15 protein-coding genes and 1 pseudogene are annotated in these 15,086 nt (G+C 36.3%); 15 read left to right on the top strand and 1 reads right to left on the bottom strand.

Annotated features, from left to right (window positions below):
- Window positions 1-334: 334 nt before the first annotated feature.
- The 6 genes and pseudogenes from FQV30_RS18375 to FQV30_RS13225 form a co-directional block, all read left to right on the top strand.
- Window positions 335-493 (top strand): annotated as a pseudogene (locus tag FQV30_RS18375) (SEC-C metal-binding domain-containing protein); the annotation flags it as partial.
- Window positions 494-502: 9 nt separating this feature from the next.
- Window positions 503-901, top strand: a complete 399-nt coding sequence (locus FQV30_RS18000) for a hypothetical protein (RefSeq protein ID WP_186725668.1) — start codon at window positions 503-505, stop codon at window positions 899-901.
- 66 nt (window positions 902-967) lie between these two features.
- Window positions 968-2,281, top strand: a complete 1,314-nt coding sequence (locus FQV30_RS13240; RefSeq protein WP_186725654.1) for a tetratricopeptide repeat protein — start codon at window positions 968-970, stop codon at window positions 2,279-2,281.
- A gap of 426 nt (window positions 2,282-2,707) precedes the next feature.
- Complete coding sequence (locus tag FQV30_RS13235) at window positions 2,708-3,484, top strand: helix-turn-helix domain-containing protein (RefSeq protein WP_146500624.1); 777 nt, start codon at window positions 2,708-2,710, stop codon at window positions 3,482-3,484.
- On the top strand, window positions 3,477-3,707 hold the full coding sequence (locus FQV30_RS13230) for a hypothetical protein (RefSeq protein WP_146500623.1): 231 nt from the start codon (window positions 3,477-3,479) through the stop codon (window positions 3,705-3,707). The genes FQV30_RS13235 and FQV30_RS13230 overlap by 8 nt, the downstream gene beginning before the upstream one ends.
- A 30-nt stretch (window positions 3,708-3,737) precedes the next feature.
- The gene (locus FQV30_RS13225; protein WP_146500622.1) at window positions 3,738-4,136 is read left to right on the top strand and encodes a hypothetical protein; all 399 of its coding nucleotides are present in this window, start codon (window positions 3,738-3,740) and stop codon (window positions 4,134-4,136) included.
- Window positions 4,137-4,408: 272 nt separating this feature from the next.
- Here FQV30_RS13225 and FQV30_RS13220 read toward each other — a convergent pair whose 3' ends face one another.
- Window positions 4,409-5,329, bottom strand: coding sequence for a hypothetical protein (locus tag FQV30_RS13220; RefSeq protein WP_255473459.1), 921 nt, complete (start codon window positions 5,327-5,329; stop codon window positions 4,409-4,411).
- An 890-nt stretch (window positions 5,330-6,219) separates the two neighbouring features.
- Between FQV30_RS13220 and FQV30_RS13215 the strand changes: the two genes are divergently transcribed.
- The 9 genes from FQV30_RS13215 to FQV30_RS13175 all read left to right on the top strand — a co-directional run bounded on the left by FQV30_RS13215 (window position 6,220) and on the right by FQV30_RS13175 (window position 14,942).
- Window positions 6,220-7,497: a sigma-70 family RNA polymerase sigma factor gene (locus FQV30_RS13215; RefSeq protein WP_146500620.1), complete on the top strand. Its 1,278-nt coding sequence runs from the start codon at window positions 6,220-6,222 to the stop codon at window positions 7,495-7,497.
- A complete protein-coding gene (locus tag FQV30_RS13210; RefSeq protein ID WP_146500619.1) occupies window positions 7,487-10,780 on the top strand; it encodes a DEAD/DEAH box helicase in 3,294 nt (1,097 codons plus the stop codon). The genes FQV30_RS13215 and FQV30_RS13210 overlap by 11 nt, the downstream gene beginning before the upstream one ends.
- 794 nt (window positions 10,781-11,574) lie before the next feature.
- Window positions 11,575-11,703 (top strand): hypothetical protein, encoded by a 129-nt coding sequence (locus FQV30_RS18235; protein ID WP_255473458.1) that lies wholly within the window; start codon window positions 11,575-11,577, stop codon window positions 11,701-11,703.
- A 6-nt stretch (window positions 11,704-11,709) separates the two neighbouring features.
- Window positions 11,710-12,006 carry a PD-(D/E)XK nuclease family protein gene (locus FQV30_RS13200; RefSeq protein WP_186725653.1) on the top strand — a complete coding sequence of 99 codons (297 nt, stop codon included), beginning with the start codon at window positions 11,710-11,712 and terminating at the stop codon, window positions 12,004-12,006.
- A 53-nt stretch (window positions 12,007-12,059) separates the two neighbouring features.
- Window positions 12,060-12,362, top strand: a complete 303-nt coding sequence (locus FQV30_RS13195; RefSeq protein WP_146500616.1) for a hypothetical protein — start codon at window positions 12,060-12,062, stop codon at window positions 12,360-12,362.
- Between the two features lie 272 nt (window positions 12,363-12,634).
- Window positions 12,635-12,934 (top strand): hypothetical protein, encoded by a 300-nt coding sequence (locus FQV30_RS13190; protein ID WP_186725652.1) that lies wholly within the window; start codon window positions 12,635-12,637, stop codon window positions 12,932-12,934.
- Between the two features lie 173 nt (window positions 12,935-13,107).
- The gene (locus tag FQV30_RS17995; protein WP_186725651.1) at window positions 13,108-13,314 is read left to right on the top strand and encodes a hypothetical protein; all 207 of its coding nucleotides are present in this window, start codon (window positions 13,108-13,110) and stop codon (window positions 13,312-13,314) included.
- 102 nt (window positions 13,315-13,416) lie between these two features.
- Complete coding sequence (locus tag FQV30_RS13180; RefSeq protein WP_146500613.1) at window positions 13,417-14,133, top strand: hypothetical protein; 717 nt, start codon at window positions 13,417-13,419, stop codon at window positions 14,131-14,133.
- Between the two features lie 353 nt (window positions 14,134-14,486).
- Window positions 14,487-14,942 carry a hypothetical protein gene (locus FQV30_RS13175; RefSeq protein ID WP_146500612.1) on the top strand — a complete coding sequence of 152 codons (456 nt, stop codon included), beginning with the start codon at window positions 14,487-14,489 and terminating at the stop codon, window positions 14,940-14,942.
- Window positions 14,943-15,086: the final 144 nt, after the last annotated feature.

Here is a 15,086-nt window from a genome sequence, read left to right as displayed (position 1 = left end):
TTATTACAGTACAACAAAAAGAGGTTAGAAAAAGATATTCAAGTCACTATCTTAAAAAAACCGTGTCCCTGTGCAAAACAATTTTGTGCGATTCTGACAACACGATTCAATTTATATTCTAGACAATTCCACACCTGCTACATTGGAAAATGAATCATAAACCGCCTCCCTGTGTCAGATCCAATTCAGTTTATTAACTACAATTGCATGATAAAATTGCCGAATTCATTAACCTCAAGGGTTAGCGAATTCGGCTTTCGTATTTTTATCTGAGAAGTTAAGTATTCATAATTGCGTGCGACACAGGAATAATCTGGGAACATCTGGAAAAGAAATGCCTAATTATCTGGGGAACAGCAACACGCCCCTTGCCCCCCCACTAAACCCCGCTACGATTATAGAAAAGCTGATGAATCGAGGGGATGACAAGGTTGGACGAAATGATCCGTGTCCGTGCGGGAGCGGGAAGAAGTATAAGAAATGCTGCGGCCGGGAAGAAGCGGTGGATCTGCAGCAGGTGATTGATACGGAACTGGATGGCATCATGACCGGATTCGCGGAGGAAGGGCTGGAGCCGAAGGAGTTTCATCAATTGACTCAGCGCTTTGCAGGCTGGCAGTCGGCTTTATCGAAGGTCTTTGACCAGGCTACGATTGATGCGCTGGCATTTGAGGCGTTTGTTTTTCATGACCGTTCGGATATCTGGCGGAATTATATCACCCGGAAAATGAAAACGCAAAAACGGCAGCGTGTGCTGGATGTGCTGGCGTTGTGGGAAGAGCCATTTTACCTGCTTGCTGAAGTTCAGGAAGTGGGAAATGGCATTCTTCAGATACGCGACAAAGTGACGGGAGACGTCCATCAAATAACGAACATGGGTGACGCAAAACCTGGAGAGTGAACTTTTGGCATCGTCATGCACAGCCTGCGGGATGGCCAGCCGATTTTGCAGCCGGCGGAAGGTTTGATGACCAGTCCAGTTTTCCAGCAGTCACTTATTGAGAAGCTGGCAGCCCGCTTGAAGGAAGGTGTCAGCGATTCACTGGACTTGTACCGGCTTTTTGCGGAAGCGATTACGGACCTGGGATTATCGGCGTTTCAGGAAGAAGTCATGGTACTGGTAAGCGGGTTTATTGATGACTACGGTTTGAAAAATGAAGCGATCGAGGGCATTGCGTTTGCGTTCCTGAAGGAAGTGCCTGTGAAGGCGCGGAAACCGGAAGGAGTGGCGGCGGGAATACTGCAGGCGGCAAGTGATTTCGGGCTGTTTGAAGAAGTTTACTTGACTCAGCAGATCATCGCGGAAGAGCTCGGAACAACCGTTGGCACCCTGTCGAAATACAGAGACATGGTCGGCGAGTTTGTAATTGAACGGGTGGACAAGGATGAAAATGCTCAACCTCAAGATCAACAACAATACCGTCAGCCGTATATCATGCCGGAAGTTGTCACAGAGATGGGAACCGACCCGCGGATGACGGAGCGTGGGCTGTGGGAAACGATGATGCGTATGACGTACGCGGACTCGGAAGCTGAAATGAACAAAATTCTGCAGCAGCCGAATCAGAAATTCATGCCGAAAACGGATGCGGAACAGGCTCAGCTGCTTTGCTACGAAGCGTTTGAAAAGGATGGCAAAGAACGCGAACGACTGGCGCGGGAAGCGCTCGAACTGGATCCAAAAAGCGGCGACGCGAATTTGCTGATGGCGGAATTTGCGGAGCACGATGTTGAAAAAGAGCTTCATTATTTAAATGCTTTGAAAACCGGTTACCTGACTTTCGATGACAGTTTTGACGTGCTCTGGGGCTATGTGCCGAACCGGCCGTTCCTGCGGGCTTTATTTTCATATAGTGCCTGGCTGATGGAGCAAGGCAGATATGACAAAGCGATTGAACAGCTGACGGAGATCCTAGATAAGAATCCGCTCGACCACCAGGGAGCGAAATGGCTGCTCCTGAGCGCTTATATCCGTGCGGGAAAATGGGAGCAGGCGGGTGATCTTACGGATAGCTTTGCTTTGGAGGACAATACAGGAATCGGCATGTATTTCCACTATCTCTCCGATCTGCATACCGGCGTTCTCAAACCTCACGAAAGGAGCCAAATGAAACAATTCATCAAGAAGCGCAATCCGCATCTTTTCAAACTGCTGAAAGAAGGCAAGAAGCCGAGTGCTTTTCCGAGGCGGCTCAGTCTGCAGGAGGGGAATAAGGATGAGGCGAAGCTGATTTATTGGTTGGTATATGGGATTGGGGAAGTTGATGCGTTTTTAGGGTGAAAAAGCTCAGAGTTTCTCTTAATAAAACCAGCTACCTGTCTCAAACCCAATTCAATTCATTCACTATAATTACATGATGAAGTTGCCGTATTCATTAATCATAAGGGTAAACGGATACGGCTTTCGGATTTTTATCTGAGAAGTTAAATATACATAATTGCGCGCGACACAGGGTAGATACACTAAAATTATGCGGTTCTTGGGGAAATTAAGTTCAAATTGGATTGAGAAATTATTTATATAAGAAGAAAAAGCGAGTCTCTTACACCCTAGCAAGGTAATAAAGAGCTCATTTTTTTCAGTTTAAAAATTGTTTAGAAGCGTTCATCGATTGTTATTTATATTTTATTATTGACAGACAACTCAAATTTATGTATAAATGAATATAAGTGATAATAAATGAATATAAGTGAAGGAGGAGTTTAAATGTTAACAGAAAGCCAAAGAAAAGTTCTATTAGGGGTTCAAGAAACATCAAGTCGTTATTTTAATCTGGAAGATTTTATAGTGAATGAGATGCCCGTCCAAGTCAGGAATAATGATCTCTACACTTTGGAAGAAGTGGCGAAAGTGACTTCAATGTCAATCGTTACAATAAGGCAATATGTAAGAAATAGAAAGTTGGATGCAATCAAACAATGGAAAAACTGGATGGTGCCTTCAAATGAACTCGCACGATTGCTTTATTCAAGAATGCATGGAGTGAGCCTTCCTGTATCAGAAGTGATGCTTGTAGTGGTTGATGCGGAACTTTATGAAGAAGATAGTCCGATTAATCAATACCAATTGGTCACTGCTTCAGATTTATTGAAAAATATTCAAGCAGATGGATGGGAAGAGATTGAGCGGTATATCAAATCAGTGATGCCTAAAGATCATGGACCGACTCTTTATGTGGAAGCAATCAGCAATATTAAAGACTTCTTTCGAAGATCTGGAGAAGTAATCTATAACGACTTCGAGCAAATAGAATCCCCATTGCATATTTTTATTCCTGAAAATAAAAAAATAAGCAAACTTATAAAAAATAACGTACACCCCTTTTTAGAGGAAACACCTGCAGAAGCTTTAAAAACGATCAAAGAGCATTTTGGTGATTTAGAAAATCCACAGACTATTTTAAATGTATATAAGACATTATTGGATATGACAGAAATAGCGGTTGAAATCGAGCATAGCGGAAGGGGGAACAGAGATGACTAAGTATTGGGAAGCAGAAAGGCCTGTTGTTAAAAAATCGGAAAAAAACGTTGTTAAAGTTTTTCGAGAGCAAGGAAAGGTTCAAGTATTTCCGAGGGTTGAAGGATCAAGGCATGGGATCGGCAGGGGAGCGATACTAGACTTAGTAAAATTCGCCCCTGACGAGTTGCTCGAATTGAAATCATTGATTGTAGAAGCATTTAATCAACAGATACATAGAACATAATAAAATGAATTTAAATGGAGGGTGAGCGCGATGAAAAGTAATGAATTCAAAGAAGAACTCTTAAAACAAGTCACTCAATTTCCTGGTGTCAAGGTGAATGTCAGCCCAACTAACCCAAACAGAGTCAGTGTTAATGTAGGAACTGAGAAAAAACGCTGGATGAAAATAGATGAGAACCCGACTAGTTTGTCTGTATCAATGGATCACTTGCAGGGTGAACTGCACCTCGACGATATAACCGAATTGGATATATTATATGGACATCAAAGAGGAAGGAACGGTGTTAAGGTGACAGATGACCCGAAATTGTTTGGAGCAGTTCATTTCACTTTTCATGAAAATGAGTTATATGACTTTGAGTCAGAAGAATTTAGAAGATTTTTAAGAAAACATTATAATGCATATAAAAAACGGGTAAGTACAATCTAAATCAAATTCGCTTCCCAATTTTGCCTCGCTGTGTCAAACCCAATTCAATTCATTCACTACAATTGCATGATAAAATTGCCGTATACAGTAACCTCAAAAGTTAGCGGATATGGCTTTCGTATTTTTATCTGAAAAGTTATATACATAAATGCGAGCGACACAGGGGAAATATGGGAACTGCTGGAAATGGAATCGCGTCCTTGGGGAACGATGCCTTAATAATTCCATATCAATTAAATAATAACGAATGGAATTATTAGTATTGCATCTCTTTAATCCATTTCCTGAAATTCCTCAGAATTTTGCATGTACTCTTCTCGAATTTCTGAAAGTGATTTACCACTTTCTTTATGGATTGCAAAAACGTAGGTATGAACACTTGCCCATCCATAAACTCCCCGCAACCAAGCTTGCATAGTCATTTCTTCATTATTAAAGTTCACATTTCCATTCCTCAAAAGAACTGCCTTTATATCTCTGTCTTTAGCTACCAAGATATCTTCTTCTTTTACTACCTTCCACTCGAGCATATCTTTTATTTTAGGTAAGACACGTTTGGTTCTGCTAGCAGTCATCACTTTAGTTGGTGATGACTTAACGTATAGGTTTACCAAAAAATCTTCATCAGTCGCAAGTGGTAACACCTTTTCCATGTTTACAAAATGATGGCCTTGAAGTTCATAAGGAACCATTTTAAAGCAACTGATGTCAATTCCATTTTGTTTTAACCAGGTTGAAGCGGAAAGAGTCTGCACATCAAAATCGGAAGCGACGAGTATAATGCGTTGTTTCTGGTTAAAGGAAGTTCTAGAGTGATTCTTGTCAAGAAATTCATTTAAAGTCGCTAGACCATAATCATATGCAGATTGATCTGAATGAAAATCTAAAGGTCTTAACTTCCTGAGATAAGACGCATAGATAATTTGTACAGCTTCTTCAATGGTTTTAATCGTCGCATAACTTGCAGCATAACGGATTGCTTGTGATTCAAACGATTCTTTTCGGCTTACAGCATCGGCTTTATCCCGTTTAATTTCTATTAAAACTATATTCCCGTTCTGGTCAATTACAGTGAGATCGCTCCGGCCATTTGTTGCATTCTTAACTTGCTTGCCGATAACAATCATGGATTCTTCATTGAAAATCATGTTGAGGTTTGCTGCAAGAATATTTTCCATATGTGCTTCCGTCATTTCTGATTCTGCAAATGTCTTAGGAACAATTTCACTTTTAAATTGTTTGTTTTCCAGAAGGTACATGCTATCATCGTTTCTTAATTAAAAAACTATAGTCGAATAAAGAATAAAATTTTAAACCATGTCATAAGTTAAGAAGCAATTCTGATTTAATTTGACTATATACTATAAGTTGTACTGTAGAAAACGCTACACACAACTAATTGTGCCGCTCCTTGGGAAGCGATGCCTCAATCGCGATCTGTTTTCATATGTTCAGCCATATTAATCTCCGAGAAAAATCATGTCCTGTGTCAAGTCCAATTCAGTTTATTAATTACAATTGTATTAAATCGCTTATTTGCGATTTATCTATTTTCAGTTCGGAAAAAGCACTGGGGATAATTTCCTGAATAGATCGATTGTAATGGAGTATTTACATAATCACTGTTCCTTTCTGACGTTTTGGTGGCTGGAAAAAACTCTTACTAATAAGTATAGGTGATTTTACTAAAATTCATAAATAATTATCTAAATAATCTGCATTTCTACTTAAATTAAATGATAGAATTAAAGGGAAATATCTCCAAAATATAAGTAGACATTTAATTGTCGATTATTGCTTGTCAGAAAACATTTTTAGAAGTTTCTTAATAAATTATTGCTGACAAACAGTCTAGGAAAGATTTTAATTATATATTTAAATACGTATTTAAAAAATAACCTGATAAATAAGAGCTTTTATCCTGCGTGCTAAATTTACTAGGTGGTAAATAATGCTAAGAAAGGGTTTGAGAAATAGAGGTTTAAAAAACTTTTTGAAAAAAAATACTTTCAAGGATTCTTAGGTGAAGTGGTATTCTCACTCTACAATAAAATAAATTTCCTAAACTAAGGAAGTGACGTAAATGAACAATCAGCTAAACGATTTACTTTCTTATATTAATGATAACTTGCGTTTTGGAAGTAAGATAAAGCAAGATATTGTTGATCAATGGTTCAAAGAATACACACTTGAAATTGAAGAAAGATTTACCGTCTATGATGAACTAGATTCTTTGAAAATTGAAATTATTGATCATCCTAAAACTACATTAAAAGCTAAGTTACTAAAGTTGTTTAAATGTATTGAGCAAAATAATGAAATTAATAAAAGTATTCTTACACACTGGTTTAATCAAAACAGTATTAATGAATATATTCAAGAGAGTATTCTAAGCGATTTGGCAAAAAGAGATTATATAATTATTGACGATACACTACTGGATGAAAGAAATGCTGATTTTGATATACCTGATTATCTTTTAGAAGATGATCTAGATTCATTATTAGATGACACAAGTTTCATTAACCATGTTGATTCACTTGAAGAAATTATCGATAAGTCAAGGAACATTGAATATTTAACTCAAATACATGCGGACGATGAATTAAAGCGAATTAAGGCACTTAGCAATTTAGTTGAAGCGAATAAAAAACTTGTATGGAAAGTTGTTAGAAAGTATTCAAGCCTATCAACGGTGGGGTTTGATGAGAAGGACATGTATCAAGTTGGCGTAATTGGATTACTAAAAGCTGCAGAAAAGTTTGATGTTTCTTTGGGCAATCAATTTTCAACTTATGCAATTTGGTGGGTAAGACAAGCGATTACTAGAGGGATAGCGGATTATTCAACAACAATACGAATACCGGTTCATTATCGAGAAAAAATGAATAAATTTATCAGAATTGAAAATGAATTGTGGAATGAGTTAGCTAGACCTGCTACAGCATTTGAGATTTCTAAAGAAATGAAGGAATCAAACGAAGTTATTGAAGAATTACGTTTTTATATTGCACAAAGTAACTTGGATAGTCTTGATCGCCTTGTTGGGGAAGAGGAGACGACATCGCTAGGAGAATTTGTTCTAGATGAAAATTTTAATACACCTGATGTAGAGTATTTAAAAATTGAGTTAAGAAATACAATTGGAGACATTTTTCAATTGTATTTAACGGAGAGAGAAACACAAGTTTTAAATTATCGTTTTGGATTTAAAAACGAGGAAAGAAAGACATTAGAGGATATTGGTCTAATATTTAATGTAACAAGAGAAAGAATTCGACAGATAGAAGCCAAAGCACTTAAAAAGCTCCAAAAACAAAAAATATCTGGACTATTAAGGGAGTATTTAAATGAACATTGAAAAAAAGATTGAGGAAATTACTGAACAAAATGGATCATCTATTATTGTTTTAAAAGGATTTGATACAAGTGAATTAAAAACAGAAAAAAAGTATTTTTCGTTTGATATTGGTTATTTAGATAAAGTAGATTTGTCGATGTTAAAGGAACAGGTTATTGAAGATATAATCCAAAATCGCACTTTCACAAACTCTTATTTATGGATGTCTATTGAAGAATATCAATTATTTAAAGATCAAAAAGCTATAAATAAAATGCCTGTTGTAGTAATTGAAAATAATTTGTTCAATAAGCAATATCCTTACAAAGGCACGCTTTCAAACGTAGAAAGCATTTATCATTACTTGTATTATCAAGAAGATAATGAACTGGAAAATGATCAGATGAAAATATTGGAAAACGTCTCAAAGTTCTATGGACAAATAGATTATTCGAAACAAAGCGGTAATTATTACGTGACATACCCAGAATTCGACGACAAACCTTTAACCTTTAAGTATTTTGTGGAGAAAGATTATAACGTTAACTTTAGTGAAAATTATCCTGAAGAAAATATACTTCAAATAGAATTATCAGATGATGAACTTCCGTTTTTAGATCTTATTATGAACACTATATCCAAAGACAAAACTAAGAATGTTTTATGTATTTTATCGGGAACGGATGAGTTAATACCGAATAACTATTTATCTCGAATAAACATTCTTACTAATATTTCTGATTTTAAATTTTTTTTCACTACATTATCTATAAAAAGAAAGGTAATAGAAAATGAATTTGCATATAAAAAAATATTAAAAGAAATTTATGGGTATGAAAACTTTAAAGAAATTGAATTTTATAAGAATATAGAAAATCAAAATAAAGAAACGATAGAAATTTCGCAAGCTCAAATTATAGATGATATTGTCATTCACGCAGAAAAAGCAATGCACGGCGAAGATTTTCGAGATGTTTATATAACTGCGGCAACTGGAGCGGGGAAATCGGTGATGTTCCAAATACCAGCGTTATATTTAGCAAATAAATATGTAGATGATAAACCTCTAACTTTAGTTATATCACCATTAATTGGTTTAATGAATGATCAAGTTGACAGCATGAAGAGAAAAGGGATTGAAAATTCAGCAACAATAAACGGGAATACTCCGCCGTACGAAAAAGAAAGTATACTTGATAAAATTCAAAATCAACAAGTTGACATTTTATATTTATCTCCTGAAACGCTTCAAGCTCGATCCGATATAAAAATGCTGATCGGAAATAGAAATATTGGAGTAGTGATAATTGATGAAGCACATATCGTAACTACTTGGGGGAAAACTTTCCGTTCTGACTATTGGTATTTAGGTATCTATCTAGCTAAGCTAAGAAAAGAGTATAAGTTCCCTATCGTTACTTTTACTGCAACGGCAATTTATGGAGGCCGTGAAGATATGTACTTAGATACAAGGAATAGCCTTAATATGATAAGTCCAATCTCATACTTTGGCAAAGTTCGTCGCGATGAGATACTAATGATTGTCAAAAGTAGTGAGAAAGATTTAGAAAAAGAAGGAAGGGATTATCGAAAAACAAAACACACATTAGCTTTGAGACATATAGAAAGAGCTTATAAAAATAAACAAAAATCATTAATTTATTTCCCAACAGTAAAGTTGTTGATGGATTTTAATAATTTTCTAACTCAAAATGCACCAAATCTTGTTGAAATCACGGGCAAATATCATGGAGGACTTAAAAAGGAAGAAAAAGACGAGGTTTTATATCAATATATAACCGGAGATTTACAATACGTTTTAGCAACTAAAGCGTTCGGAATGGGAATCGACATTCCTGATATTACAAATGTTTATCATTATGCTCCTACTGGAAATGTCGTTGATTATATTCAAGAAATAGGAAGAGCAGCGCGGGATAAGAATAAAGTTATTAATGGTTTTGGTATAATCGACTTTCTAAACCGTGATATGAATGAGGTTAAGCAACTTTATGGCATGTCAGCAATTAGAAAGAGCCAAATTTTAGAGGTTATGAAAAAAGTTTTATCAGTATATAAAGAAAAAAATAATAACCGTAACTTAATTATCAGTCCAGAGGATTTTAAGTATATCTTCGTTCAAAATAAACGTGACGAAGATTCATTGGACAATAAAGTGAAAACAGTTTTATTGATGATTGAGAAAGACTTCTCTTCACCAAATAAGTTGGGATATTCACCATTTGTCGCGAGACCAAGAAGCTTGTTTGGAAATGATTTAATATTAGTTACATCTGAATTAGAAAGAACATTAACGCGTTCAAATTTAGGGAAATATTTTAGTAAATTATACGAGATACAGAGTGAAACTTACTCTGCTATATATCAAGTGAATTTAAGTGAGATATGGGAGAAATATTATAGAAGTATGTCATTTCCAAGCTTTAAATTTTCACTGTATTCAGCAGAAGAAAGAGAGAAGCTGAAACATAAATCTATTTTTGAGAAGTTCATATATGTATCAGGGGTAGAAGTGGGGTTAAATAATAATGAAACAGTTGAGTCTATTGTTTCCGAGTATAATTTAATCTTACAGGCATTTGAAACATTCGTTAATAATTACAAAATATCTGGTAAACAGTTCTCGGTTGATGATCTTGGATACCATTTTATGAAAGTGTTAAAAATAGCTGATAGGTTTGAGGCAATGACTTTTGCACAAACAGTCATTAACGCAGCATTTGAGTATTCGAAGATTAAAGAGATTAAATTCATAAACGAGCGTGCGAGCACTGGAGATTCTAAACCCAAGTACCTTATTCATAATGAAGTAGATTTATTCACGACCTTTATCAAGAGGGGGTTGTTGGCAACGTTAAAGCCTAATAATAATTTTGTAGAGTATGAGGGCGCTCTGCTTTCATTCAGTATAAGAGCAAATAGTACGGAATTAGATGCGAAATTAGCGGCGCTTGGAATTGGGGAGAGCAGAAATTTATTGAACTATCAAGTAGTGGGTGGCAACAACCCACAAATATATTTAAGAATGAACTCCATCTATCCATTAGAAAAAGCTATTAAGCAAGGAGATTTTTATCAAAATAGCATATTAAAAGATGTGCAAGATAAGCATTACACAAGTGTTGAAATGTTGAAATATCTTTTTACGAAAGAACAAGAAGGAAACACTCCAAGAGAGAAAATTTTGAATTACTCAAAATGGTTTTGGGATAATACAGAAGATTATTTTATGGGGATTTTGCCAAGCGAAGTAAAGAACGTTCTAAGTAGACCAAGAAAATAATATCTTTCAGCTGCAAAACAAATTGCACTCGGAAAAACCGCTTTCCCACTAGCGTTGCATAGTATCCACAATCATTCAGAACAGTAAAATCAACCCATTGAAGGGCAAAAAGAAATGATTGTTAGCCAAAATGGAGGTTCCTTTTTTAAACTTTTATGTTGCTCGTTGATGTGATACTGTTTCGAAATCGGTTTGACAATGGCGGAATTCTCTCCGAAAAAAATTTCTTTTACCTCAGGTATTGGCACTTTCTGCCAGCCTTTGCTTTTTTTCAGCGGACGATTCATATAAGCAATTAATTCATTGAGGGGCTGATAAATATAAGCACGGATCGCCTTTAGAAAATTTCACGCCGTTGTGTTTGGCGAATGGATAAGCCGCAGAATTTCTAAGAGTGCAAAGGCGATCAACGTCAAAAACATCTGATTCCAGATGCCCGCCGGGGATTCGCTGAACAGATGGTTTAAAATCGCGCCCCTGGGTTAGAAATAATTCTAAACGATTCTAACTATACACTACAAATTATACTCCTTACATCCCCACATCCGTTTTATCAACAATACGGATGTGGATTTTTTTATGCATGGCTATAAATTGTGTGGGAATTGTGTTCAACACAGGGAGAATCTAGGGACAGCTGGAAATTGAAAGTTGAAACGTTCTTACTTTTACACAGCTACTATATCAATAACATATATAATTCTAATCTTCAAACTCTCCTGCCAAATACTCCCTGTTAATGATAAACTGAAAAGAAATATAACGCTCTGAAAAAGCCTGATAAGGAGCACAAGATGCCATACTCACTAGAAACAATCTCACAGCTCGAACATTCTAAAGAATTCGCTCGGCTGCACCAGAAATTCCATCAATTCAATCCGTTGAAAGTGCTGCGGGTCGATCAGTTTGAGATTCGTCATTAGAATATATTGGCTTGGCTGCTGGATCCGGATGAGACGTATCAACTAGGTGGTTTCTTCCTGAAAAAGATGCTGACACGGCTTATTATGCGCGCAGAGAACGAAGGAAAAGGAGAAGGAATCGACTTTTTGTCGTTTCTCCATAGTTCATTCCATGACGCCGAAGTGGTGAGGGAAGTGAAGACGCATACCAACAGGTTATTCGATCTGCTCGTGCATGTGCCATCGCAAAAACTGGTACTGGTCATAGAAAACAAATTACATGCAGGTGAGGTGAATAGGACGGGCAGCTTGCCGATTATCTAGCATATGCAAAGCTGCGTTTTCCGAAGCCTGGTTATACGATCCTTCCGATTTTCTTGACGCTCGCAAATGAAGAGCCTTCAGAAGACAGTTACCTGCTGCTGGGCTATGAAGATGTGCTGGAAATCATCGAGCAGCATCTTGAGTTTAATAAGGAAACAACTGCAGATGCCATCCATGATTTTTTGCTGTTTTATATCGAAGTCTTAAAAGAGCAATTGGTCCATGATGAAGAGGCTGTGCACTGGCTTTGGAAGTATATGAAGGAAATAAAAGAGCAATCGATTATTTATTTCTTAGTCAAAATGAAAACTTCCAAAAGCAAGCTATCTATAAAGGAATCTATAAGCAAATTGTAGAGTTTAGCGACAGAGAGAAAACAGCGCTCCGCAAGATCTATGAATCAAAGAAAAAGACGATTGATTTCATTCTCAATATTGGCAGCAATGTCTTGCGCGAAGCGTTTCTTGAATTTGTCAAAGAAACGGAAATACCGGAAGAGGCCTATTCTGCAAGTATCCGTTCCTAAAACTTTGTGTTCCCTGACTGGTTCGACTTCGAGGAAACACTGGGCAAACTGGATTCTGCGTATTGGCTTGGCCAGGATTTTATTATCTGGTTCGAGAGGCAAGTGGAGAATCGTTTAAAGATTACGGTGGAAGTCGGTCCAATCCCTTACGAAGAACGGGTTCAATTATTGACGATGCTGGAGAAGCATGGCGTCAGTTTCCGGCAGAATGTAAAACAGGAAGGCAAGAAATACACGCGAATCTACACAGCCTGGACAGAAGTAAGAGGCTGGGCGTCTAAACAGGAAGTTCTGAACAGCATACTTGAGCTTTATGATGCACCAGAAATTAATGACCTCTTTCAGAAAATTGCCCTGTCCGTTGAAGCCATGACGCAGAATCAAGAAGAGACGGTAATTTAGAACAGAGTGTGCAAGTAGAACCTTCTGACGAAAAAAAGGTTCTGAATATACCGAATGCTGCCTTTCTAAAATTCTGCAACGAGAACGGCATTAGTGAAGAGAACCGGAATCCTCACCAGCGCTATCCATCTTTCATCATTCCGGCTTTTGCAAAAAATGAGGAGCGGTTCGGAATGACTCGCATTAATTGGTGGTATAACGGCCCGTTTGTATTCTTTTTCGATCATTTGCGTGATGGTCGATTGAAATTAGTGTTTGAGCTTGCTCCGTTGCAAGGAGAACAGTGTGTGGCATTAATTGAAGAACTGGAATCCTATGGTGTAATCTTCAAAGTTGCATCAAAACTAATTATTCTTTACATGACCACTAGAGACTTGTAAATATTTGTATCAAAATTTAATGGTTAATTTAATTACATTAATTATGTGAGAAATTGTGCCGCTATCTGTGAAGTGGTATTCTAATTTTAAGGGGTAATTGAATTGTTAAATGAAAAAAAGGTTATTCAGTCTTGGCTTTTTTACGTAGGTATTATTTTAACTATATGTTTATTATTCGAATTAAATATTATAGAATTTGCATTGTCACATTTAAGGTCTGCATTTGTATGGGGACTAATACTAGTCCTTTATATAATTGGTTTTGAGATTCTAAATATTGCTTTATACTCGCTTCACAATAATATTTATGTGTTAACTATTATTTATGCAGTCAAGGAGTTAATAACTATTTTTCTCCTTACAATAATAATTTTCTTTTTTACGTTGTCATTCTATTCTTATAAACCTGATGTATTTCGTGATGAGTTTCTTTTAATAGTTTTTTTAACGTTGATTATATCGACAGCTACTTATTGGCTTTATACAAAGTTAGACTTAGGAAATCTTATAGAAGTATTAATAAAAAAAGTAGTAGAACTTATATTTAAAAGTTCAAACTCTGTACCATTATCGAAAGAACTAAAAACTATGATAAATCCGAGGAATATTGAAAAAATCATAATTATTGTAGGAATCGTTATAACGATTTTAATTGCCGCTAATTCCATATTCAATAACATTTCTAATCTATCACTTCAAGAACAGCAGCCTGCTGCTTTTGATTATGAAATTATGTTGTTTATTAGCATATTAAGTGTTTATGGACTTAACATATATCTTTTATTAAAGAGCTTGGATTTTAATGAATATAGAACTTAAGAGAAATTTTACAATTTCTGTTGAAATAACTGAAAATTATTTTCCTTGAAAAAAACCAAAAAGATTTTGAAAAAAATTACAATTCATTCTTAATAATAGCTACACCGACAGCATCAACATGTCGGTTGTAGCTTTTTCTTTTTATCATCCGCATAAATTGTTTGGTAATAGTGTCACTTCCTGGAAAGTAAAAGTTAAAAGCAAAGAAATGAAACATGGAGCAATCAGGGGGACGTGATAGAATATCAGTCAGTGGCACATTAAATCCTCTTACAGTAAGCGGTAGTATTTTGCCTAGAAGAAATTGTAGCCTTCATGGATGATAGATGCATTGAAAAGGATGGGATAGAAAAGTGGACAAAACCGTAGAACAAAAAATAAACGAGATGCTCGAAGTGTTTAACAGCCTTCCGAATTGCAGGATAGAACCGAATGAGGGTGATCGGCTGTTGATCGCCAGCAATAAACCGGTTCCTTGGAGTGATGCTCTTGAGAAGCGGTACGCGGAATCGTCACATAAAATTGGATCTATTACGCCTCATAAAACGGCACTCGGTCTCTATATTGATTTTCCGCATAATTTTTTAGATATTGACAGGGTGGAGGACATCATCGATCCCGAAATCACATTGACTTATTACGAACCAGGCACCAAGGCTTCAACAGTGAAAAGCTGGTGGAGATTCCGTTCAGATGAAAAGTTCGACAGCATCCACCTGGTTCTGAGAAAAACGGAACTGGCGTTGTATGATTTCAAGAGAGAAGAATGGATTCAATTGATGAAAGAGATAACGGATGTTCATAAATGATTGATAATATAGCCGAATAAAAATCGCCTTTTATGTCAAACTCAATTCAGTTTATTAACTGCAGTTACATCTGGAAAAAGCCGTATCCACTGACCTTAAAGGTTAACGGATACGGCTTTCCTGTGTTTATCTGTGAAATGGACT

Source organism: Planomicrobium sp. CPCC 101110 (assembly GCF_007859395.1).
GTDB lineage: Bacteria > Bacillota > Bacilli > Bacillales_A > Planococcaceae > Planococcus.
This window is presented reverse-complemented; position numbering and strand designations above follow the sequence as displayed.